The organism is Bacterioplanes sanyensis, assembly GCF_014652515.1.
In the GTDB taxonomy this organism is placed as follows: Bacteria; Pseudomonadota; Gammaproteobacteria; order Pseudomonadales; family Oceanobacteraceae; genus Bacterioplanes; species Bacterioplanes sanyensis.
Map to the genome: position 1 here is coordinate 330,324 of NZ_BMYY01000003.1, position 22,426 is coordinate 352,749.

Below are 22,426 nucleotides of genomic sequence, written 5' to 3' on the forward strand. Positions count from 1 at the left end.
CCAATCAGCGCGGGCATTCGCCAGAGGAGAGCCTTATGCTGATGCAAGCGGAGCGAGTGATAAATCGCTTTTCCGATATTCTGGGGAAAATATCCTCCATTTTATTCCTGCTGATGCTGGTCAACGTATTTTTCAACGTTGTTGCCCGCTATGCCTTTAATGCCGTGTGGATCGGCTCACAGGAAATGGAATGGCACCTATTCGCCACCATGTTCATGCTCGGCGTGCCGTACACCTTGCGTGCCGGCGGCCATGTGCGGGTGGATTTGATTTATGAGCGCTTGTCGGTGGGCAAGCAATCCATCATCGACATTTTAGGCGGCCTGGTATTGCTGCTGCCCTTTACTTTGCTGGTGGGCTATTACGGTATTGGCTTTGCCTATGAGGCGTTTGAGCTAGGCGAAACGTCTGGCGACCCAGGCGGCCTGCCCTATCGCTGGATCATTAAAGCGGTCATTCCGTTTGCCTTTTTTGCCACCGCCATTGCTGGCCTTGGGCTGATCATTACCAGCATTTTAAATATCAAACACCCCGAGCGGACTGAACCCCATAATAACCACGAGTCGTCCTTATGATCGGTATTGTGATGTTTTTTGTTGCCCTGTTGGCGCTGCTTGCCGGCTTCCCAGTGGCATTTACTTTCGGTGGTATTGCACTGATTTTCGGTTTGATTGCCGAAGGGCCCAGCATGTTTGCCTTCATGCCCTTTCGCATTCAAAGCATCATGGAAAACGTGGTGCTGATGGCCGTGCCCCTGTTTATTTTTATGGGCATCGTGCTGCAAAAAACCCGTTTGGCGGAACAGCTGTTGGAGTCAATGGGCAAGTTGTTCGGCGGCGTGCGCGGTGGCTTGGCCATATCAACGGTATTGGTCGGCGCTCTCTTGGCAGCGTCTACCGGCGTGGTCGGCGCGTCCGTAGTGGCGATGGGATTAATCTCGCTGCCGGTCATGCTCAAATACAACTACGACAAATCCCTCGCCTGCGGCACCATTTGCGCCTCGGGCACCTTGGGACAAATCATTCCGCCATCGATCGTGCTGATCATTTTGGGCGACGTGCTGGGCATTCCCGTCGGCGATTTGTTTCAGGCAGCGGTCGGCCCAGGCTTTGTGCTGATCGGCATTTATGTGGTGTACATCTTGGTCTACAGCTTCTTTAAGCCGGAAGCAGCGCCGGCGATTCCAGCGGATGAAGACATTGAGCATCGCCGTGAGCATTACATTCGTGCTTTAAAAGCCATCGTGCCACCTTTGGCGCTGATTCTAGTGGTGCTGGGCTCTATCTTTGCCGGCATTGCCACCCCTACCGAATCATCGGCTCTGGGCGGCGTCGGTGCGGTATTGCTATCCGTGGTGTATGGCCAGTTCAGCTGGAAAATGCTCTACGATGCCGCCGAGGAAACGGTCAAAATCACCGCCATGGTATTTGCCATTTTGCTCGGCGCCACGGCATTTTCCATGGCCTTCACCTACACAGGTGGCGATTACATCGTCGAAGAAGTGCTGTCCAACCTGCCTGGCGGTGCCATGGGCTTTTTAATCCTGTCGATGGTGGCGATTTTGATATTGGGCTTTTTCATCGACTTTGTCGAAATCAGCTTTATCATTGTACCGATGCTGGCACCTGCCGCCATTGCACTGGACATTGCGCCGGTATGGTTTGCCATCTTGATTGCCATGAACTTGCAAACATCCTTCTTGACGCCACCGTTTGGCTTCAGTTTGTTTTACCTCAAAGGGGTCGCCCCCGCAGGGGTACAAACCATGGACATTTATCGAGGGGTAATTCCCTTCATTCTGATGCAAGTCGGGGTGGTGATATCCATCCTGTTGTTCCCTGAGTTTTATGGCCTAGTTGATTGACCCTGAGCCACGGCAGCTGCCGTGGCTTTTGTCGTTTGGAATTCTATGAACCTGACGCTAAAGACCAAGATACTGCTGCTCACCATCTTACCTTTGGTGGCCATTACCCTAACGCTGACTTGGATTACCCAACGTCAGGCGCAGGACTTATCTGAGCGCCAAGTGGCCATCTTTGAAGAAACCGTCATGGACAATAAGCGCCGGGCATTGGAAGACTATGTCAACCTGGCGATGACCTCGATCCAGCCGATTTTGGCCGAGCTGGATGGCGGCAGCATGGCGCGTTCACGGGTGGAGTACGAGGTCAAAAGCATCATCGAAAGCATGACCTTTGGCCCCGACGGCTACTTTTTCGCCTACGACCAAAAAGGCACTAACCTGGTTCATCCAGCTTTGAATGACCTGATCGGCACTCGCATGCTCGATTACCGTGATCGCAATGGCCAGCCCGTCATTCAAGATTTACTGGCCATCGCCAACCACGGTGGCGGTTTTTATCGCTATTCTTGGCACAAGCCCTCGGCCAATGAAGTCAAAAACAAGTTGGGCTATGTGGTGCTGATTCCCGAGTTGAACTGGATGCTCGGCACCGGCTTGTACATCGACGACATTGAATCAGAAATTCTGGCTTTAGAGCAGCGCCTCGACAGCAACATCAGCCAAACCTTTTTGGTCGCCTCATTACTGCTGGCGATTACCTTGGCGCTGGTGATTGTGATCGTGGTGCTGATCAACGTACACGCCACGGCCCAGGCCGATGAGCGCCTGCGCGAGCTGGCCCACCGCTCGGTCGAGTTTCAAGTGGTGCAGCGACGCGTATTTGCCCGAGAGCTGCACGATGGCGTCAACCAGATACTGGTGTCGGCCAAGCTGCGACTGAACTTAGCGTTTAAGCAATGGCCATCGGATACCGCTCGCGATCATTTAGAAAGCGGCATCGATATGTTGAACCAGTCGATTCAAGAAGTTCGCCGGGTGTCGCATAATCTGCGCCCAGTCATGCTGGACGACTTAGGCCTCGAAGCGGCCATGCATGCCCTGCTTGATAACTTGGCCAGCAGCGGCGACATCGAAGTAAAACGTCACATTCGTTTGCCCGACACACGTTTGCCCGACGCCATTGAAATGACGGTCTACCGTTTAATTCAAGAAGGCATCACCAATGTGCAAAAGCATGCCGACGCCAGTCGCTTTCAACTAGACGTGCGCCCCTTTGCCAACCGCATTGAGGTCGAAATGCAAGACAACGGTCGCGGCTTTACCCCAAGCGACAGCTTGGACGGCATTGGCATGATGAACATGCGCGAACGCCTAGAGTTACTGGGCGGCAAACTCACGGTACGCAGCTGGGCCCATAAAGGCACCCAGATTATTGCGGTACTGTATTTAAACCCTGAGCCTGTGTTGCGCCAGCACCCGGCTCCCCCTGTGCCCGCTGAGGGCGAACCCGAAAAATGAAGGTCACCATGAGCAAACCGATAAAAATCATTCTCGCTGACGATCACCCAATGGTCCGCGAGGGCCTGAAAGTCAGCCTCGAGGCAGAAGGCGACATCAGTGTGGTTGCTGCCGTCAGTAACGGCCAAGAAGCCTTAGACGCCGCTGCCGAGCATCAACCTGACGTTGTTATGCTGGACATTTCCATGCCGGTGATGAACGGCATCGAAGCCTGCAAGGCGTTCAAACAACAACACCCAGACATGCGTATTTTGATCATCACCATGCACGATGATCGCGAATACATTCTTAAGCTGATTCAAGCCGGTGCAGCAGGCTACGTGCTTAAAGATGTGTCGGTGGAAGAGCTGCTGCTGGCGGTGCAAACCGTGAATCAAGGCGGCACCTACTTCAGCTCCAGCGTGGCCAAAACCTTGTTCAGCGACATTGGCAACATTCGCAGCAACCAAAACGACGACATTTTAAGCCCACGCGAAGAAGACGTATTGGCCCTGCTGGCCGAGGGCATGGGCAACAAAGAAATTGCCCGCGAGTTGGATATTTCTGTGCGCACGGTGGAAGCACACCGCATGAAGATTAAGCAGAAGCTCAATATCTCGACCTCTGCTGGCTTAGTGCGCTACGCCCTCGACCACGGCATCACTCGCAGCAGCTGATGCGCTGCTCGCGGTAGCGACTGGGGCTGACACCAAAGCACTGGTGAAAGCGGCGCGAAAAGTGGCTGGCGCTTTGAAAGCCCACTTCAAATGCCACTCGCGTCACCGCCATGCCCTGCTGCAGCAATGCCTTGGCGCGACTGAGGCGTTGCTGCTGCAAATATTCATTGGGCGAACAGCCCAGTGCCTGCCTGAATTGATGGTAAAACTTGCTGCGCGACATACAGGCGATACGGCATAAGCGGTCAATATCCAGAGGTTCTGCCAGACGCTGCTGCAGATCATGCAGCACAGCTGTCATGGCATTTTTGTGTGGGTCTTGCGCCGCGCAAGCGAGCAAAAACTCCCGTCCTTGCTGGCGCAGCAAGCGGCACAAGAGCTCATCAACGCCATAACTCAACACCAGATCGCTGTCCTCTTCGGCATCAATAAAACTCACTGCGATGCGCTCTAATAGTTTTTGTGTGGCACGGGAATGCTGTGCGTGCCAGGTGCGAGGTTGAACGTCGTTCCAGTACCCCATGTCTTGCGGCAGCGGCGCATGCTGATCCAAGTGGTCACACAACTGATGAATTTTATTGCCATCCACCGAGACCGTCAGGCAAGTTGTAGGCCGTTCTAATTCCGCCTCTGGAAAGTCGATGAATACTTGCTCGCCGGGTGCCAGCACATAGGATTCATGGGGTAAAAATGCCATCGGCGCGTGCGGGCCATGCATTTCTTTGCGCCCAGAAATCATCGCACAATACAGCACCTCATCGGCTTTCAGGCTAACGTTGGTGGCTTTGGCGAAGGTGTCATAAATCGACAGCTCAACGTCTTTGCTAAAAAACACGGTGCGATTTTCCACCAGCTGTTGCGGCTGGCGCGCTAAGCGCTGCAGTGATTCATTCAACATAATTTTCCCTCTAAACCGCCCCTCAACCGTGCCAACCAACGCTGGATTGTCAGTCCACTATCTTGGACTGACGGACAAGTGTCAGGCTATGGCAACACATACCTTGTTAACAATGCGACTAACTACCAATCGCAGTGTAATGACAATAACAAGAGGAAGTATCTGATGATTTATGCCAATCCTGGTCAGGCCGGCGCCATCGTGAATTTTGCCCAGCGCTACGACAACTTTATTGGTGGCGACTGGGTTGCTCCCGTCGCCGGCCGTTATATGGACAACATCAGCCCAGTTAATGGCGAGGTTTTTTGTCAGGTAGCGCGCTCTGACGCCGCTGACATTGAACTGGCGTTAGACGCTGCCCATCAAGCGGCGCCCGAGTGGGGCAAAACATCGGTCACTGAACGCTCGAATTTGTTATTGAAAATTGCCGACCGCATCGAGCAGAACCTAGAAATGCTGGCCGTGGCCGAAACCTGGGATAACGGCAAGGCCGTGCGTGAAACCCTGGCGGCCGACATTCCGCTGGCCGCCGATCACTTCCGCTACTTTGCTGGCTGCATTCGCGCGCAAGAAGGCTCCATGGCAGAGCTGGATGAGCACACCGTGGCCTACCATGTGCACGAGCCGTTAGGCGTGGTCGGACAGATCATTCCTTGGAACTTCCCGTTGTTAATGGCGGCTTGGAAGCTCGCACCGGCATTGGCTGCCGGTAACTGCACGGTATTAAAGCCCGCCGAGCAAACGCCAGCGTCCATCTTGCTGTTTATGGAGCTGATCGCAGATATCGTACCGCCGGGCGTCATCAATGTGGTCAACGGCATTGGCGAAGAAGCTGGCCAAGCACTGGCCAGCAGTGATCGCATCGCCAAAATCGCCTTTACCGGCTCCACTCCTGTCGGTCAGCATATTTTACGCAGCGCCGCCGACCGCTTGATTCCCTCCACCGTGGAGCTGGGTGGCAAGTCGCCGAATATTTATTTCAGCGATGTCATGCGTCATGAGGACGACTACCTCAGCAAGTGTGTCGAAGGTCTAGTGCTGGCGTTCTTCAACCAAGGCGAAGTCTGTACTTGTCCGTCACGAGCGCTGATTCAACACGATATTTACGACGACTTCATCAAGCTGGTCATTGACAGAGCCGCCACCATTACTCGCGGTAATCCACTGGACACAGATACCCAAGTCGGCGCACAAGCGTCGCAAGAACAGTTTGACCGCATCATGTCGTATCTGGATATCGGCCGCAAAGAAGGCGCAGAAGTCTTGATTGGCGGTGCTGCGGCAGAACTGGGTGGCGACTTTAGTCGTGGCTATTATGTGCAGCCAACCCTGCTCAAAGGCACCAACGATATGAAGGTGTTCCAAGAGGAGATTTTCGGCCCAGTGGTGGGTGTCACCACCTTCCGCGATGAGGAAGAGGCCATCGCCATTGCTAACGACACCGAGTTCGGCTTAGGCGCCGGCGTATGGACCCGCGATACCAACCGAGCTTATCGGGCGAGCCGCGCCATTCAAGCCGGACGCGTGTGGGTGAACTGCTACCACGCCTACCCTGCTCATTCCGCCTTTGGTGGCTACAAAAAATCGGGCATCGGCCGCGAGACTCACAAAAAAGCGCTGGACCATTACCAGCAAACCAAAAACATGCTGGTCAGCTACAGCACCAGCCCACTGGGCTTCTTCTAGAAGCCTCCCAGCCTTCTATTGGCGCCAACCGGCGTCGATAGAGGGCAGGCGCAAAATGGCCAAGCGTTACGCAAAGATTCTGTACAATGGCACACAGGCAGTGCCGGCCTGACACGGCTCTGTGGCATGATGCGCGTTTTTGTGTGCCATCTCGTATTATGAAAACCCCTCGCCTGTTACTGACCCAACTGCTGCAGCTCACTGCTTTAATACTGCTCGTAGCCATCAGTGGTTGCCAACGCTTACCCAGCCAGCCAAACACGGCTGCACAGCCTGACCCAGCCATACAGCAGCCCGCTGCCCAGCCGTCTACCAGCGATATGAAACAACGCTCAAAGGCCAAGCAGCACCCGAGTGTTGGCAGTCGCTATACCGCGCCGGAACTGCTGTTGGTACTGCACGACACCCACAGCAACGAGCGCACGCTGCAGCCCATATCAAGGCGCGCACGCATGCTGAGTCACACCCAGAGCGCGATACAAGTGGTTGGAGTATTGCCAGTGGGCACCGAATTGGAAGTCATTGAGGCCAAGCGCGATGCCCAGCACGTCTTAGTTCGCCATCAAGACCAGCTCATCCCATTGCAAGGCGTTCGCGTCAGCGACACAGAAGTGCAATGGTTGGTCACCAGCGATGAATGCACACAGCTGAGCCACTGCCAGCCCTGGCAACAGCAAATTCAGCGCTGCTTAGCCAAAAGTCACTGCCAGACTTTTGTGCAATTTATACCCACCGACGGCAACGGCAGCGCTCACCCTGGCCACCGCCCGCCGTTTAAACCCGAGTGGATAAAAGCCACCCTGGCGCCAGCGCGGCAATACGCCACTCGCAGTGCCCTGCAGCTGGACGTTGACCCCGTCATGCTGGAGGCCATTGCCACGGGCAGTGCCGTGGAAGTTGCCCAACTGTTTTTTCACCAGCGCCACTTTCACCTAAAAGGTGATGTGGTTTATGCCGCCGACTGACGTCGACGCGGCATTTTTTGGATCACCAGCCCGACAATAATTAATACCAAGCCAATGAAGGTGGCTGGGTGAATGGGCTCACCCAGCACTTGGCTGATAAAGATCAGCGACAAAAATGGCGATAAAAATATCAGTGAACTGATCGCCGCCGTGCGCTGGGTGGTGCTCATGGCGGTTTGCCACAGTAAAAACGTCACGCCCATTTCAAACAGGCCGACGTAAATCGCCGCCAAACCGCCCTGACTCATCAAGTTGGCCGCACGCCAGCCATCCCACACCAGAGCGACTAGCCAAATCAGCGGTGTCGCCAGCAGAAAACCACACCATAAACTGATGTGCGGCGCATGCTTGCCGCCCGTGTTCCAAATCCAATACAGCGCCCACAGCACCGTGCTCAACAACGCCAGCCCCACGCCCAAAGGACTATCGAACTGCAACGCCATCGGGTTACCACGTGTGGCAATCACCACCACGCCGGCGTAGGCCAACAATAAGGCGACGATATCGCGACCAAACAATGCCTGACCCAGCATGGGCACCGCCAGCAAACTCATGGTGAGTGCCCAAGTATAATTAATCGACTGCGCTTGCTGAGCGGGCAATAAATCGTAGGCCTGAAACAAAATCAGATAATACAGCAGTGGATTTATCAGTGCCTGGCGCAAGTAAAACAATGGCTGTTCACGCAGCGCCTGCCAGGCCTGCGACAATTGTTTTTGCCACAGCAAATAGGCCGTCAAAAACACCCAAGACGTCATCGCGGCAATGGCCAACAACCAACGCGGGGTCACATCCGCCAACGCCAATTTAAACGCCGTCGCCACCGTCGACCACAACAACACCGCCCCCAGTGCCAGCATTAACGCCCGCCGCTCCGCCTGCATGCTCTACCTCTATTGACTGTTTATCGAGAAAGCGGCCAGTCTATCAGTTTGCTCACACATGATCTGCGCCAGGCAACTGTTGTTGCAGCACAACCATTGAAAACGCCGACACTCTCCCCCAGTTAGCGGTTTATAAGGAGGCTTTTTTATGTCTGAGCAATCGCACGAATACATTGGTCGGGAAGACGGCAGTGGCACTGGCATCGTTCAAGCCAGCGAGATTCTTCCAGATCGCATCCATGTTTTACCGGTCAATGGCCGACCGTTTTTTCCTGCACAAGTACAGCCCGTGATGGTCGACGCCGAGCTGTGGTCAGAGACGTTGGAACGCGTCGCCAATACCGAGCATAAGCTACTCGGGCTGGTATTTGTTGAGCACAAAATGAACAACCAAGTACCCGCCACGGATTCGCTGCCATTAATCGGCTGCGTTGTGCGCGTGCATAAAATCCAAGCGGAAGATGGCCGCATCCAGTTTATTGCCCAAGGCATTCGCCGCTTTAGAGTATTGGAGTGGGTTGCCAACAAAGCACCCCTGCTGGCGCGGGTACACTACCCCAGCCATACGCCAGTGTATGACGATGAAAGCAAAGCCTACGCGCTGGCCATTATTAATGCCATTAAAGAACTCGTAGCGCTCAACCCGCTGTATTCTGAGGAGCTCAAGCATTATCTTAATCGCTTTAGCCCTAACGACCCTTCGCCGTTAACGGATTTTGCCGCCGCCATCACCACCGCTGAAGGTTCGGTGCTGCAGGACGTTCTAGAAACCATTCCGCTGCAAAAGCGCATGGAAAAAGTGCTGCTGTTGCTAAAAAAAGAAATCGATGTTGCCAAACTGCAGGCCGAAATCAGCGACAGCGTGAACCAAAGCATCAGCCAGCATCAACGTGAGTTTTTTCTACGTGAGCAGCTGAAAACCATTCAAAAAGAACTCGGCCTATCGAAAGACGATAAAACCGCCGACATTGAAGAGTTCCAGCAGCGGTTAACTGACAAAACCTTGCCAGCAGAAGTGCAAAAACGCCTGGACGAAGAGCTGCGGAAATTCTCCATGCTGGAGACGGGCTCGTCCGAGTTTGGTGTCACCCGCAACTACCTAGACTGGCTCACCAGCTTGCCCTGGGGGCAATACTCTGACGATCAGTTTGATCTAAACCACGCCCGCAACACCCTCAACGTTCACCACTCGGGGCTTGATGACGTTAAAGAGCGCATTCTTGAGTTTTTGGCGGTGGGCACGTTCAAGCAAGAAATTTCCGGCTCGATTATGTTATTGGTCGGCCCACCCGGGGTGGGCAAAACCTCCATTGGCCGCTCGGTGGCCGAAGCGTTGGGTCGCAAGTTTTATCGCTTTAGCGTGGGCGGCATGCGCGATGAGGCAGAAATCAAAGGCCATAGGCGCACCTATGTCGGGGCCATGCCCGGCAAGCTGGTACAGGCATTAAAAGACGTCGACGTTGCCAACCCAGTCATTATGCTGGATGAAATCGACAAAATGGGCACCTCTTATCAAGGCGACCCTGCCTCGGCACTGCTGGAGGTGTTAGACCCAGAGCAAAACAAAGAATTTCTCGATCATTATCTGGATTTGCGTCTGGATTTATCCAAAGTGCTGTTTATCTGCACCGCCAATCAGCTCGACAGCATTCCGGCGCCGTTGCTGGATCGCATGGATACCATTCGTCTCTCGGGCTACATCGGCGAAGAAAAGCTCGCCATTGCCCGCACGCACTTATGGCCACGCGTACTCGAACGCCATGGTTTGAAAAAATCTCAGGTCACGGTCAGCGACGCCACGTTACGCAAAGTCATCGATGGCTATGCCCGTGAATCAGGCGTGCGCAACCTTGAAAAACAACTGCAACAAATTGCCCGTAAAGCCGTGGTCAAACTGCTTGCAGGCGAGAAAAAAGTCGCGATCACTGGCAAAAACTTAGAAGACTTTTTAGGCAAACCCGTGTTTCGCCAAGAACGCATCATTCGCGGCACCGGCGTAGTAACAGGCCTGGCCTGGACCTCCATGGGCGGTGCAACACTGCCCGTTGAAGCCGTGACCATGCATACCAGCAGCCGCGGCCTGAAACTGACGGGCAAACTGGGCGATGTGATGAAAGAATCCGCAGACATTGCTTACAGCTTTGTCGGCCAACATGCTCACCGCTACGGCGGCGACGCAGGCTTTTTTGATCAGCGCACGATTCACTTGCATGTACCAGAAGGCGCCACCCCTAAAGATGGCCCCAGTGCAGGCGTCACCATGACCACCGCACTGATTTCACTGATGAGTAATCGGCGCATTCGCCGACCGCTGGCGATGACAGGCGAACTAACACTCACCGGGCAAGTATTACCGGTAGGCGGTATTCGTGAAAAAGTCATCGCCGCCAGACGCTCAAAAATCATGGAGGTGATATTGCCCGAAGCCAACCGGCGAGATTACGAAGAACTGCCAGAGCACGTGCGCGATGGCATGACGGTGCATTTTGCCAAGCACTATGATGATGTCTATCAGCATGTGTTTTGACACTTTTTGACAGCTACCGGGATTCGTGCTGCTATGTCGCTTTTGCAGCCGATCCCGGATTTACATCATGTTCAGATGGCTTGCCCTGCCACTTTTTCTGTACAGCCTGACCTCTTTATCCCAGCCGTTACCGAGCAAAGTTCGTTTTGCCGCAGCGGACTGGTGCCCCTACACCTGTGCCGATGGTTCCGGCATTATCAGCGACTATTTACGCGAAGTATTGGCCACCGCAAACATTGAACTGGAAGTGCTGGTCATTCCTTGGTCACGCGCACTGCACGAAGCCAGGTTTGGTCATATCGATGGCCTACTGACCTTGGTACCCGGAGAAGCCCAAAACATTTTAATGCCGACCACACCCACCATGACCTATCAAGATTGCTTTTATCAGCGCGCCGATAACACTTGGCGCTATCAAGGTGTGCCATCGCTGCAACAACAGGTACTCGGCGTGGTGCAAGACTACAGCTACAACCCAGCGTTGGATAACTACATTGCCACCGCCCGCGCCGGACAAGTCCATGCCATGAGCGGCAGCCAGCCGAGCCAACGTCTTATTACCATGCTGATGCGCGAACGGGTGGATGTGTATTTGGATGATTTTCGAGTCAGCGCCTACGCCATGCGACAAATGGGCGTCGATGTAAAATTTAACAGCGGCGGCTGCTTGCCCGCCAAACCTCTTTATCTTGGTGTTTCCGCCCAACCTGCGTGGGCCATGACCTTGGTGAGCTGGCTAAACCAAGCACTGGAGCGCAAAGACAACCAGCAGCGCTTGCATGCCATCATTGCGCGTTATCACCACAGTGTTAGCAGCGCTGAATAAGTTGAAAAAAATGTCTAAAAGCGGCTCATCATTTTGTCACTGTGTGACGACTAGGCCAATATACTCAACGGCAGTATTCTTTTACCGAGTAGCAATACCACGCTTTATTTAATCAACTGAATCAGCTGTTTAAATTCGTCCCCTACTGCCTGCTGCTGCAATTCAAATAACGCCATTTCTACCGAGGTGACATCCGCGCCCATGGTGAGCATTTTGTCGACGGCCAAGCGGCGGTTATCTGGGTGGCGTGAGCGAATGGCGTCGGTCACTAAGTGCACCTGATAGCGCTCTTCGAGTAAATCCATCACGGTTTGATAGACACACACATGCGCCTCGATGCCGGCCACCAGCCATTGGTTACGCTGAGCCGATTCAATCGCTTGTTCGATGGTCGGCGTTGCCATGCCGCTGAAGGTTGATTTGCTTAAGGGTGCGTCGGTTAACAGATGCAGTAGCTCGGGCCGCGTTGGCCCCAGTTTGTTGGGCAGTTGCTCCATGGCAATGATCGGCAAGCCCAGCAGCTGAGCACCTTTTATTAGTTGCGTGAGTGCTTGTATTAAACCGTCGAACTCCGGCATTTGCTCAGCGAGCTTGCCTTGCACATCCACCAGAATCAGGCCGGTGGTTTCCTTATGCAAACGGGTAAAACTGGTCATATGCATTCTCGACAAAGGGTGATTCATTTATTCTGCTGCGCCGCGGCCCATTGTGTAAAGCGCTCTAGGGTCAATGGTCGACTAAAGTGATAACCTTGTAAGCAAGAGCAGCCCATGGCGGTTAACAACTGCGCCTGCTCGCAACTTTCAATGCCTTCGGCCGTAACCGGTACTTCCAACACACGGCACAGTGCAATGATGGCTCGGCAAATTTCTAAATCACTGCTGCTATCTGGCAGCTCACTTACAAAGGAGCGATCGATTTTTACTCGTGTAATGGGTAGGTTTTTTAGCCGACTGAGGGAGGAATAACCGGTACCAAAATCGTCGATCGATAAGCCGACGCCCAACGCGCGTAAGCGCTCTAACACTGGCAGAGTCGTTACATCATCGATCACCACGGATTCCGTCAACTCCAGCTCCAGCCGATCGGCTGCCACTCCAAATTCTTCTAATACCGCTGCCACTAGGCCAGGAAAGCGCTGATCACTCAGCTGACGCGGTGATACATTGACGGCCAAATACAGCTGTGGCCAGCTTTGCTGCCAGTGTTGCAAAATGCTCAGTGCTCGACGCAATACCCAACTGCCCAAGGCGTGAATATCACCGGTTTTTTCGGCCACGGGAATAAATCGATCTGGCGGTACGATGCCCAACTCTGTGCTGTACCAGCGGCACAATACCTCGGCCCCCACCAGCTGCTGTTGATCATTCATTAATGGTTGCAGTTCAACGCTCAGCTCTTGCTCAGCTATGGCACCCGCGAGACGTTCTTCCAAGCGCTGCTGGTGCAGATTGTCCAGCGCCAGTCGGAAATCATATAAACAAATTTCACCTGTGCCATTGTGCTTAGCTTGCTGCAAAGCGAGTGCAGCGGCACGCCATAAAGAATCGCTCTGCAAAGGGGTGCGGTCACACTGTGCCACGCCGATGCACACCGACACATCTTGGCTGTGTTTGCTTAGTTCAAACGGTGGCTCTAGGGCTTTTAGCAACTCGACCGCCTTGCCGTGTGCAGCAGCGGCACCGTCCAAATCATGAACAATCAATAAATACTCGTCGCCACCAATGCGGCCGATGTGATCTTGATCGCCAATGCAGGTCTTCAAGCGTTGCGCGACATCGCGTAATAGCTGATCCCCTAATTGATAGCCAAGGCGATCATTAATACGCTTAAAGCCATCAATATCGAGATAAAAAATCGCCGTCTGACAGCCTGCGTCTGGGCACTGCTGCGCCAGCGAGGTCAACGCTTTTTCTATGCCCGTGCGGTTACACACGCCGGTTAATGGGTCACGGTAGGCCAACCGCGCCAGCTTGAGCTCGGTGTCTTTGAGTACGGAAATATCGGAAAAGCTCATCACATAGTGACGAATGTGATCCCCCTCAGCGATCACACATATATGCTGCCAAGCAGGAAACTCACTGCCATCCCCGCGCCGGCAACGCACTTCGCCACTATGGCGTCTCGTTTGCTGGTGCAGCTGCCGATAAAAGTCTTCTCCTTGCGGCTCGTGCAATAAAAAGTCATCGATCACTTGGCCCCGCACTTGCGCCAAGCGAAAGCCTGTGATGCTTTCAAAGGCTGGATTGGCAGACACCAGTCGGCGCCGCTCATCCAAAATCGCAATGGCCTCGCTGGCGTTGCGAAATACCACATCCGCCTGGCGGAGCTTTTCTTGCGCGCGATATTGCTCATCGATATTGCGATACACGCCCACTACCCGCGGTGACTGCTGAGGGCGTTGATACACGCTGGCATAAAGCTCGTGGTAGCACCAAGCACCGTTGTCTTGCATAGCGACAATGGCATGCAGTTTATCGCCCTGTGCCAGTTGTTGTTTTAATGGCTCACGGTCTTCAGGATGCACACGATTGAGTAACTGCTCAAAGTCGATGGGCAGAATTTGCGGCTCGTTTAACTCCGGGTGTGCCCGTGCCATCAGCTCACTGTGCTCATCGGGTTGCCATTCCCAAATGTTCATACGGGCGGCTTCCAGCGCCAAGCGCAAGCGTTCTTCTGAGTCACGTAAGCGCACATCGGCTTGACTGCGCGCCAAGGCGACGCGCACAGCGGCATCGATTTCATGGCGTTCAAATGGCTTCACTAAATAGCCATAAGGCAGGGTGTCACTGGCATCGTCTATGGTATCGGTATCGGAATAGGCGGTGAGAAACACCACCGGCGTTCCCCAACGTCGGCGAATGATGGCAGCCGCCTCGGTACCCAGCATCTCGCCATCAAGATGAATATCCATCATGACCAGATCAACACGCTGGCGGGCGAGAAAATCCAGCGCCGCCTCACCGGAGCTGTGGGTCGCGACGACGGTGTAATCTAAATCCTCCAAGGTTAGTTTTAGATCCAGCGCGGTCACTTGTTCATCTTCTACCACTAAGACCTTGCTCATGACGGCACTCCCAGCCCGTTAAATGTCAGCTTAAAGCAGCTGCCTTGAGCGGTGGGCTCAACCACCAGCTCGGCTTTCATCTGGGCACAGAGCCCAGGAAGCAGTTGCACTCCTAACGTACTGCCCGAGGTAAAGGAAAAGTCCGCTGGCAAACCAATACCATCGTCGATCACTTTCAGCACACACTCCGGCGGCTGCGATTGCAGCCTGAGCTCTACATTGCCTTCACGTGCGTGAGGAAAGCCATGTTTCAGGGCGTTCGTAATTAACTCGTTCACCAGCAAGCCAAATGGCAATGCGTGTTCAAGGCTTAAACAGCAGGGCTCAGTTTCATTATGAAAGGCAATGCGCACGCGCCGAGTAGACTCAGAGTAGCTGCGTTTCAGCAAGTCCATCAGCCGTTGTAGATATTGGCTGACTTGAATCCGGTCGTAGTCTTCTTGCTCGTATAGCAGTTGATGAATGAGCGCCATGGCTTTAATGCGCGCCTGACTGTCAGCAAAATACGCAGTGAGCTCAGCGGGCACCTGTCGCGATTGCAGGCTCAGCAGGCTGGATACCACCTGTAAGTTGTTTTTTACCCGATGATGCACCTCGTTTAGCAGCGCCACCTTCTCCTCTAGCGAGGCGCGTAAATGCTGCTGAATCAGGCGCTGGTGGGTAACGTCTACCATGGTGATTAAAACTCGCGGCCCTTCTTCAAACGCCATGGCACTCAATGACAACTCAACCGCACGGGTTTCGCCATCTGGACGCTGCAACTCAAAGGCCTCATGGCCATTACCCGCGCCTGGCTCACACGTTATCTGCAACGCAGCCAGCAAGCGTCGGTCATCATTGACCAGCTGCTGCAACGATAAACTAGGTGCATCAGCACTGAGTTCAACGCCAAGAATGTCGCAGGCACGCTGATTCATCAGCTGCACTTGGCCCTGTTGATCAACCAGCATCAACCCATCAAAGGTGCTGTCGAACACGCGGCGAAACCGATCTTCACTGGAGCGCAACTGTTGCTCACTGGCCACGCGGTCAGAAATATCGCTAGCGGAGGGAATCAAGTGGGTTAAGCGCCCATCGCGGTCGTACAGCGGCGCCAGCATAAAATCGATGGTCATACGCGACTCACCCGCCATGCGCACCACCACGTCGTAGCGCACCACTTCACCCGTGGCAGCGCGGGCCACAGCGTCTTTCAGCTGCGCTTGAATGTCCGGGTCATAACTCCACCAGTAGCAATCCCAAAACTTCTTACCCACCACATCGTCCAGTTCAATGCCGGCGGCTGCCAGTGGCGAACGGTTGGCATCGATCAAGGTACCGTCTGGCGCTAGCATGCCGACAAACGCGAACAAGCTATCGAGCACCCGCCGGGTAAGGTCGGCCGCGGCCTCTTTGGAGCGCTGTATTGATTGCTCCAACGACTGGTTGCGCGCCAACACCATCAGCGTGGGCGTGGGGGTATCGAGGGGAAAATACTCTGCTCGCCAGTGATCGGCATGGCCTTGCTGATCGGTATCCAGCTCCACCCGCTGGCCGCGCAAGGCCTGCTGCAATGAGGCCTCAAGATGGGGGTAAAGCTGCGGCAACACAGTCGCCACCGATTGCCCTAGGTGCTGCTCTACTGGCTGCCCATTGGCAGCGGCCAGTGAGGCATCGATGGCCAAGTAGCGCTGGTTGTGATCGAGCAATGCCAAGCCGATGTCGGCATGTTCGAGCAGTGCATCAAACGCTCGGGCTTTGATGTAATCCAGCGACTGGCCATCCATGTCGACACTCCTGTCGGAAATATGCGCCCAGTCAGTATATAAGTCGCTCTCCCCAGTTCAAATCAAGGCACGGCTTTGGCCCGTGAGCGCTGATCCAGCAAATAAAACACACCCCGATAGGGAATGCCGCTGTGATGGCTCAGGCCAATTTCACAGGTTCGACTGGTCGATACGCCCTGTTGGCAATGCTGAACCTGAGCCTTAAGAGGCGCCAGCGCTGAGGCATTTAACTCGGGCGTAACAAAGCCTTTGTCACCGGCAAAGCCACAGCAGCTGATGTCTTCAGGCACCACCACCTGCTCACTTAACGCCTTGGCCAAGTTAATGAGAGCCTGGCCTTGGCCGAGTTTGGTGGTCGAGCAGGTAACGTGCACCGCCAGAGGCTCTGGGCTGCGCTGCACCTCCAGCCTTGGCAATAGTTGCTGGTTGGCAAAGGCGATGGGGTCGAGCAGTTGAATGCGCTCATCTAACTGTTGCTGCATGCGAAATACGCACGGGCTGGTATCAATCAACACCGGAATGCGGCCATCATCACTGGCCTCCAGCAAGGCCTGGTTTAACCGAGCGCGCATGCGATCGGCTTGGGCAAAGTGGCCTTTGCTTTCCAACGGCATGCCGCAGCAATGCTGTTCCACATCGTCGAGCAAGCGCAAACGCAAACCGGCTTTGCGCGCCAGGTGCTGGGTGACCTCGACCAAGGAGCGCCTTTCTGCATCGTCTTGTGCCGGTGCCATGGTGCGACTGGCGCAACTGGGAAAATACACCAAGTCGGCATCCGCCACAGGCACAGGCGCTGGTTTGCGCGCTGCAGAGGGCATGGCGTTGTGCCATTGGGGGATTTTTTTGGCGCTAAGGCGATGCATTGCTTGGCTGACTGCACTGAGTTTTTCACTGCCCAGTACCTTTTGGGTAACATCCACCAGCTTTAACGCCGAGCGGCTGGCGCTGCTGACGCCAGCAAAGTGATCCGCTACCCAGTTGGCACTGCGCTGGTATTTTTGATTGCGTTGCGCGCGCAGCTCACGACTTAAATCGCCGGTATTTATGCCGACCGGGCACGCCTGGCTGCACAAACCATCGGCCGCGCAGGTATCGATGCCCATATATTGATAATCGTCCAGTAACTGCTGGTAGTCCGGTTGCTTACCTTCGCACTGCTGCCGCTCTAGCTCTCGCATCACCACAATGCGCTGGCGCGGGGTCAGCGTCAGGTGGCGCGACGGACACACGGGCTCGCAAAAACCACATTCAATGCAACGGTCCACCAGCTCGTGGGCCGGCGGCATGGGTTTGAGGTGTTCAATGTGAGCACGCGGGTTGCGGGTTAAAATCACATCCGGATTAAGCACCGCATTCGGATCGAAGGCGTGTTTGATTTGCCACATCAGCTCATACGCGGCTTTGCCCCACTCCATTTCCACAAACGGCGCCATATTGCGACCGGTGCCATGCTCGGCTTTGAGTGAACCGTCATAGCGCCCGACCACCAACAAACACACATCGTCCATAAACTCGGCGTAGCGCTGCACCTCTGTCGGGTCGGTAAAATTCTGGGTAAATACAAAGTGCAAGTTACCCGCTAAGGCATGGCCAAAAATAATCGCTTCGTTGTAGCGATGTTTTTTAAACAAACGCTGCAACTCCAGCACCGCTGGCGCTAACTTTTCCACCGGAAAGGCCACGTCTTCAATAATGACGGTGGTGCCCAATTTCCGCACCGCACCCACGGCCGGAAAAAGGCCCTTGCGAATATTCCAATACAATTGGCAAGTGGCCGGATCGGTGGTGAAAGTTTTCGGCTGCAGCGTGTCAAACGGCGTCAGTGCGGCGTGCACCTGTTGCAGGCGCGCCTCTAACTCGGCGTCGCTATTGGCCCGCACTTCCACCAACAAAGCGGCAGCCTCATCATTTAACTGCTGTAAATAGGCCGGCATGCCGGCTTTGTTTTCCACACTGCGAAGACCAGCCCGGTCCATTAACTCGACCGCCGCGACCGGTGTTTGGCTCAGCGCCGTCACGGCCTGACTGGTCATTTCAATGTCCGCAAACAACAACAGCGCCGAGGCTTTGTGCGCGTGCTCAGGCACTGTGTTGTAAGTGACTTGTGAAACAAACCCTAAGGTACCCTCCGAGCCGACCATTAAATGCGCAATGATGTCGATGGGGTCGTGAAAATCGACCAAGGCATTTAAGCTGTAGCCAGTGGTATTTTTAATGCTGAATTTTTTAACAATGCGCTGGCGCAAGGCATCATTGCAGGCGACGGCATCGCGCATGCTTTCGATGCTGGCAATCAGTGCCGGCTGGGTGCGGCAAAAGTGCCGGCGTGATTCCTCATCACCAGTGTCCAGCACAGTGCCATCGGCCAGCACCAAGCGCATATTGGCAATGGTTTGATAACTGTTTTGCGCTGTGCCACAGCACATGCCCGAGGCGTTGTTGGCAACAATGCCGCCGATTTTGGCGGTATTAATCGACGCGGGGTCGGGCCCTATTTTGCGCCCATAAGGCGCTAAAATGCGATTTGCCTGGGCGCCAATGACGCCAGGCTGCAGCGTTAATTGCGCACCGTTTTGCAACACTTCATGGTGATTCCAAGCCGAACTTAACCGCACCAAAACGCCGTCGGTGACTGCTTGGCCAGATAAACTGGTGCCCGCCGCGCGAAAGGTCACGTGCACGCGATGACGCTGCGCCAAGGTTAAAATCAGCACCACTTCTTCTTCATTGTCGACGTCGATCACCGCTTTGGGAATCAAACGATAAAATGAGGCATCGGTGCCGTACGCCAAGGTGCGCAGCGGGTCGGTTAAAATACGGTGCTCGCCGATTTCCGTGGCTAAATCGGCAAAAAATGCGCTAAAGCATTGCTCGTGTAAAATCTGCTTCATGCCGGCTCCTCAACATCATTCACCAGCAATACCCATAATTCTTTTGGCCCGTGGGCGCCGTAGGCCAGGGTTTGCTGAATATCGGCAGTTTTGCTGGGGCCAGAGATCAGCAATAAATTCGTTGGCATGGCGGCATCACCACGCTGCTGCACATAGGCGTTAAAATCCGCCAATAGCGTTGAACGGCGCAGCAACACAATGCTTAACGGCGGCACCAGAGATAGCATTCGGGGCTCATCTGGGCCAGTTTCCACCACTAAGCTGCCGGTGGCGGCTAAGCCGGCTTGGGCCACAGAAAACCCCACATCTACCTGATCAAATAGCTGTTGTTTATCCAGCTGCTCGTCGTACCAACAAACATTGAGCCCCTGTTCAAGCGCCGCTTGATGCAGCTGCTGCCCTTCAGCGCTGCGACCGCAGGCCAAACTGGTGCCGTGCGAAGCTAAGCGCTGCACCACAGTGCTCAGCCAGTCGCTGGGGCGGCAATGAATCACCTGCGCATGGGCATTTTGCAAATGCTCACAAAAATCCTCCAACGAAACTTGGCTGGGTGAGCGCAGCGGGACTTCAACGGGCTTGGCTTGCTGTGCTTGGCCCTGACGTAAGCGTTGTAAAATCGCATTGCGTGCATCGCTCATGATGGATCCTCCACGCCCGACGGCTGCTGCTGAATGCCCGCCGCTTTGGCCAGTTCGTGCAAGCTTTTTTCCGCCGGCATGGGCATGGTGCGAGTCGCCGTCCAAGCACCTAATCGATGCGGCATTAACGAACGACCACGACTTAACGCCCAGGTCATGCTGCGATACACAGGCCCGTATTGATGGGCCAAGGCCCAGCCCTTCCAAACTACGGCTTCACCTAAATGGCGCTGACTGCCTTTGCCGGGAATATCCAACTCGCTGGCTGGCGCTGTCGAATTGGCTTCATGGCGTAATTCACGAATTAATTTGGGCAGTGGAATGCGCACCGGGCAGGCCTCGCCGCAAGCGCCATTTAAGGTACAAGCCGACACTAATTCACCTTGTTTATCCAACCCTTGCATTTGCGGTGTGACCACCTGGCCAATAGGGCCAGGGTAAGTCGAGCCGTAGGCATGGCCACCAATGCGTGCATACACAGGGCAATGGTTCATACAAGCGCCGCAGCGAATGCACTGCAACGTAGGTTTTAACTGCGGATGATTAAACATGCGCGAGCGGCCATTATCGACCAATACCAAATGCACTTGCTCAGGGCCATCCAGCTCACCGGTCTTACGCGGTGACGAAATCATATTAAAATAGGTGCTGATGTGTTGCCCCGTAGCACTGCGGGTGAGCAAGCTCAGTAAATCCGGCACATCGGCCAAATCAGCCACCACTTTTTCAATGCCAGTAATCGCAATGTGTATTGGCGGCGCCGTGGTGCTCATGCGACCATTGCCCTCGTTTTCAACCAAACACAAGGTGCCGGTATTGGCGATGGCCATATTGACGCCAGAAATACCGGCATCGGCGCTGGCAAATTTATCGCGCAAAATCGCCCTGGCATTGCCAATCAGCTCGTCGACATCTTCGGTGTAAGGCACGGGCTGACCATCGCTGCGCTCGGCGCGGCTGTGCATTAAGCGTGCAATTTGCGCCGTGGTCTTATGAATGGCGGGCATAATAATGTGCGATGGCATTTCTTTCGCCAGTTGCACCAAATATTCGCCCATGTCCGATTCCAGGCATTCTATGCCCTGCTTTTCTAAATAATGGTTGAGCTCAATTTCTTCACTCACCATGGATTTGCCTTTTACCACGGTGCGTGCATTATTCGCCGCTAAAATACTGTGCACATGAGCGCAAGCCTGCTCGGCGGTTTCGGCCCAGTGCACTTGAATGCCATTGGCCGTGAGGTTTTTTTCTAGGGTTTCGAGCAAATCGGGCAACTGCGCCAAGCTTTGCTGGCGAATGGCTTCGCCGCGATCGCGCAAATGTTCAAGTTCGCTAGTGTCTTCAAATACCGCACGACGCTTGGCCTGTAAAAAATCCGTTGCGCCTAAAAAACTGCCACGCAGCTGCTCGTTCTCCAATGACAATTTTGCCCGTGCTTTAAAATGGCGCTGGCGCAAATCGGCAAAGGCTTTTTCATCATTATCGACTTGCGCTGCCATTAACGCCGGATCGTAGTTTTGTACCGTCATAGCGACTCCTCCTGGCGCTGGCGTAGCAGGCTAGCAATATGACGTGTTTTAATCGGCCGCCCTTGTTTGGCCAAAGTGCCACCGATATTCATCAAACAACCACAATCGGCACTGACCAAAGTGTCAACGCCGCAAGCCGCCACTGCCTCGGCTTTATCACAAGCCATGGCAGCGGAAATATCGCCTTGTTTTAACGCAAAGGTGCCACCAAAGCCGCAGCATTCGGTCACACGATTTGGCTCGACCACTTCAACACCGCTGTTTTGCAATACCCGCTGATGACACTCCGCCACGCCCATGCTGCGCCGCGCACTGCAGGAGGTGTGCAACACCACACGCTCGCCAGAGGCCGGCAACGGCGGTAAACACAGCACCCGATCCACAAATTCGGTAAATTCAAAGGTGCGCGCCGCCAACGCTTTGGCCTGCGCCTCTTCCGGCTGGCCTTCGAATAAGCGCGCATAATCACAGTGCAGCATGGCAGCGCAGGAGCCCATCATCACCACCACAGGAATATCAGCAGCAAACGCCTTTAATTGCTGCCGTGCTACTTGGCGCGCCTCATCATCAAAGCCCGAATTAAATGCCGGCTGACCACAGCACGACTGCTGCTGCGGAAACAGCACCTCAACGCCGTGGTGCTGTAAAAACTGAATGGCATCCATGCCAGCTTGCGGATCAAAGCTATCCACTAAGCAAGTGCCCATTAAATACACTTGCTGGGGGCGCGCTGGGTAATCACGACAGCGCGTAAACGGTTGCTGTGCCATG

Annotated in this window: 17 protein-coding genes; 8 read left to right on the top strand and 9 right to left on the bottom strand. The window is 54.5% G+C overall.

Annotated features, from left to right (window positions below; translation table 11 throughout):
• The first annotated feature begins 35 nt into the window (after positions 1 to 35).
• The 4 genes from IE090_RS07365 to IE090_RS07380 are packed head-to-tail and all read left to right on the top strand — an operon-like array spanning position 36 to position 3,978.
• Positions 36 to 575: a TRAP transporter small permease subunit gene (locus tag IE090_RS07365; RefSeq protein ID WP_189387711.1), complete on the top strand. Its 540-nt coding sequence runs from the start codon at positions 36 to 38 to the stop codon at positions 573 to 575.
• On the top strand, positions 572 to 1,864 hold the full coding sequence (locus IE090_RS07370) for a TRAP transporter large permease (RefSeq protein ID WP_189387712.1): 1,293 nt from the start codon (positions 572 to 574) through the stop codon (positions 1,862 to 1,864). Before IE090_RS07365 ends, IE090_RS07370 begins: the two co-directional genes overlap by 4 nt.
• A 45-nt stretch (positions 1,865 to 1,909) precedes the next feature.
• Positions 1,910 to 3,322 carry a cache domain-containing protein gene (locus IE090_RS07375; RefSeq protein ID WP_189387713.1) on the top strand — a complete coding sequence of 471 codons (1,413 nt, stop codon included), beginning with the start codon at positions 1,910 to 1,912 and terminating at the stop codon, positions 3,320 to 3,322.
• An 8-nt stretch (positions 3,323 to 3,330) separates the two neighbouring features.
• The gene (locus IE090_RS07380; RefSeq protein ID WP_189387714.1) at positions 3,331 to 3,978 is read left to right on the top strand and encodes a response regulator transcription factor; all 648 of its coding nucleotides are present in this window, start codon (positions 3,331 to 3,333) and stop codon (positions 3,976 to 3,978) included.
• Here IE090_RS07380 and IE090_RS07385 read toward each other — a convergent pair.
• Positions 3,962 to 4,876 carry a helix-turn-helix domain-containing protein gene (locus IE090_RS07385; RefSeq protein ID WP_189387715.1) on the bottom strand — a complete coding sequence of 305 codons (915 nt, stop codon included), beginning with the start codon at positions 4,874 to 4,876 and terminating at the stop codon, positions 3,962 to 3,964. The genes IE090_RS07380 and IE090_RS07385 overlap by 17 nt on opposite strands.
• Positions 4,877 to 5,041: 165 nt before the next feature.
• Between IE090_RS07385 and exaC the strand changes: the two genes are divergently transcribed.
• Positions 5,042 to 6,562: an acetaldehyde dehydrogenase ExaC gene (gene exaC, locus IE090_RS07390; RefSeq protein WP_189387716.1), complete on the top strand. Its 1,521-nt coding sequence runs from the start codon at positions 5,042 to 5,044 to the stop codon at positions 6,560 to 6,562.
• Positions 6,563 to 6,720: 158 nt separating this feature from the next.
• On the top strand, positions 6,721 to 7,527 hold the full coding sequence (locus IE090_RS07395) for a hypothetical protein (protein ID WP_229815555.1): 807 nt from the start codon (positions 6,721 to 6,723) through the stop codon (positions 7,525 to 7,527).
• On the opposite strand, the gene IE090_RS07400 is transcribed toward IE090_RS07395, so the two are convergent.
• On the bottom strand, positions 7,512 to 8,411 hold the full coding sequence (locus IE090_RS07400) for a DMT family transporter (RefSeq protein WP_189387718.1): 900 nt from the start codon (positions 8,409 to 8,411) through the stop codon (positions 7,512 to 7,514). The genes IE090_RS07395 and IE090_RS07400 overlap by 16 nt on opposite strands.
• A 148-nt stretch (positions 8,412 to 8,559) precedes the next feature.
• On the opposite strand from IE090_RS07400, the gene lon reads away from it, so the two are divergent.
• Both lon and IE090_RS07410 read left to right on the top strand, forming a co-directional pair.
• Positions 8,560 to 10,938 (top strand): endopeptidase La, encoded by a 2,379-nt coding sequence (lon, locus tag IE090_RS07405; protein WP_189387719.1) that lies wholly within the window; start codon positions 8,560 to 8,562, stop codon positions 10,936 to 10,938.
• A 67-nt stretch (positions 10,939 to 11,005) separates the two neighbouring features.
• The gene (locus IE090_RS07410; protein ID WP_189387720.1) at positions 11,006 to 11,764 is read left to right on the top strand and encodes a substrate-binding periplasmic protein; all 759 of its coding nucleotides are present in this window, start codon (positions 11,006 to 11,008) and stop codon (positions 11,762 to 11,764) included.
• 104 nt (positions 11,765 to 11,868) lie between these two features.
• Here the strand turns inward: IE090_RS07410 and IE090_RS07415 are convergent, their stop codons facing one another.
• The 7 genes from IE090_RS07415 to IE090_RS07445 form a co-directional block, all read right to left on the bottom strand.
• Positions 11,869 to 12,420 carry an isochorismatase family protein gene (locus IE090_RS07415; RefSeq protein WP_189387721.1) on the bottom strand — a complete coding sequence of 184 codons (552 nt, stop codon included), beginning with the start codon at positions 12,418 to 12,420 and terminating at the stop codon, positions 11,869 to 11,871.
• Positions 12,421 to 12,443: 23 nt separating this feature from the next.
• Complete coding sequence (locus tag IE090_RS07420) at positions 12,444 to 14,831, bottom strand: two-component system response regulator (RefSeq protein WP_189387722.1); 2,388 nt, start codon at positions 14,829 to 14,831, stop codon at positions 12,444 to 12,446.
• Positions 14,828 to 16,597, bottom strand: coding sequence for a PAS domain-containing HWE histidine kinase family protein (locus tag IE090_RS07425; RefSeq protein WP_189387723.1), 1,770 nt, complete (start codon positions 16,595 to 16,597; stop codon positions 14,828 to 14,830). The genes IE090_RS07420 and IE090_RS07425 overlap by 4 nt, the downstream gene beginning before the upstream one ends.
• A 62-nt stretch (positions 16,598 to 16,659) precedes the next feature.
• A complete protein-coding gene (locus IE090_RS07430) occupies positions 16,660 to 19,488 on the bottom strand; it encodes an FAD-binding and (Fe-S)-binding domain-containing protein (protein ID WP_189387724.1) in 2,829 nt (942 codons plus the stop codon).
• Positions 19,485 to 20,126, bottom strand: a complete 642-nt coding sequence (locus tag IE090_RS07435; protein ID WP_189387725.1) for a LutC/YkgG family protein — start codon at positions 20,124 to 20,126, stop codon at positions 19,485 to 19,487. Before IE090_RS07435 ends, IE090_RS07430 begins: the two co-directional genes overlap by 4 nt.
• On the bottom strand, positions 20,123 to 21,655 hold the full coding sequence (locus tag IE090_RS07440) for a LutB/LldF family L-lactate oxidation iron-sulfur protein (protein ID WP_229815557.1): 1,533 nt from the start codon (positions 21,653 to 21,655) through the stop codon (positions 20,123 to 20,125). Before IE090_RS07440 ends, IE090_RS07435 begins: the two co-directional genes overlap by 4 nt.
• Positions 21,652 to 22,425: a (Fe-S)-binding protein gene (locus tag IE090_RS07445; protein WP_189387726.1), complete on the bottom strand. Its 774-nt coding sequence runs from the start codon at positions 22,423 to 22,425 to the stop codon at positions 21,652 to 21,654. Before IE090_RS07445 ends, IE090_RS07440 begins: the two co-directional genes overlap by 4 nt.
• Position 22,426 lies beyond the last annotated feature (1 nt).

Bases quoted from the DNA above. Each gene is read 5' to 3' on its own strand.
- IE090_RS07365 (WP_189387711.1), top strand. From the start codon at position 36: ATGCTGATGCAAGCGGAGCGAGTGATAAATCGCTTTTCCGATATTCTG.
- IE090_RS07370 (WP_189387712.1), top strand. From the start codon at position 572: ATGATCGGTATTGTGATGTTTTTTGTTGCCCTGTTGGCGCTGCTTGCC.
- IE090_RS07375 (WP_189387713.1), top strand. From the start codon at position 1,910: ATGAACCTGACGCTAAAGACCAAGATACTGCTGCTCACCATCTTACCT.
- IE090_RS07380 (WP_189387714.1), top strand. From the start codon at position 3,331: ATGAGCAAACCGATAAAAATCATTCTCGCTGACGATCACCCAATGGTC.
- IE090_RS07385 (WP_189387715.1), bottom strand. From the start codon at position 4,876: ATGTTGAATGAATCACTGCAGCGCTTAGCGCGCCAGCCGCAACAGCTG.
- exaC (WP_189387716.1), top strand. From the start codon at position 5,042: ATGATTTATGCCAATCCTGGTCAGGCCGGCGCCATCGTGAATTTTGCC.
- IE090_RS07395 (WP_229815555.1), top strand. From the start codon at position 6,721: ATGAAAACCCCTCGCCTGTTACTGACCCAACTGCTGCAGCTCACTGCT.
- IE090_RS07400 (WP_189387718.1), bottom strand. From the start codon at position 8,411: ATGCAGGCGGAGCGGCGGGCGTTAATGCTGGCACTGGGGGCGGTGTTG.
- lon (WP_189387719.1), top strand. From the start codon at position 8,560: ATGTCTGAGCAATCGCACGAATACATTGGTCGGGAAGACGGCAGTGGC.
- IE090_RS07410 (WP_189387720.1), top strand. From the start codon at position 11,006: ATGTTCAGATGGCTTGCCCTGCCACTTTTTCTGTACAGCCTGACCTCT.
- IE090_RS07415 (WP_189387721.1), bottom strand. From the start codon at position 12,420: ATGACCAGTTTTACCCGTTTGCATAAGGAAACCACCGGCCTGATTCTG.
- IE090_RS07420 (WP_189387722.1), bottom strand. From the start codon at position 14,831: ATGAGCAAGGTCTTAGTGGTAGAAGATGAACAAGTGACCGCGCTGGAT.
- IE090_RS07425 (WP_189387723.1), bottom strand. From the start codon at position 16,597: ATGGATGGCCAGTCGCTGGATTACATCAAAGCCCGAGCGTTTGATGCA.
- IE090_RS07430 (WP_189387724.1), bottom strand. From the start codon at position 19,488: ATGAAGCAGATTTTACACGAGCAATGCTTTAGCGCATTTTTTGCCGAT.
- IE090_RS07435 (WP_189387725.1), bottom strand. From the start codon at position 20,126: ATGAGCGATGCACGCAATGCGATTTTACAACGCTTACGTCAGGGCCAA.
- IE090_RS07440 (WP_229815557.1), bottom strand. From the start codon at position 21,655: ATGACGGTACAAAACTACGATCCGGCGTTAATGGCAGCGCAAGTCGAT.
- IE090_RS07445 (WP_189387726.1), bottom strand. From the start codon at position 22,425: ATGGCACAGCAACCGTTTACGCGCTGTCGTGATTACCCAGCGCGCCCC.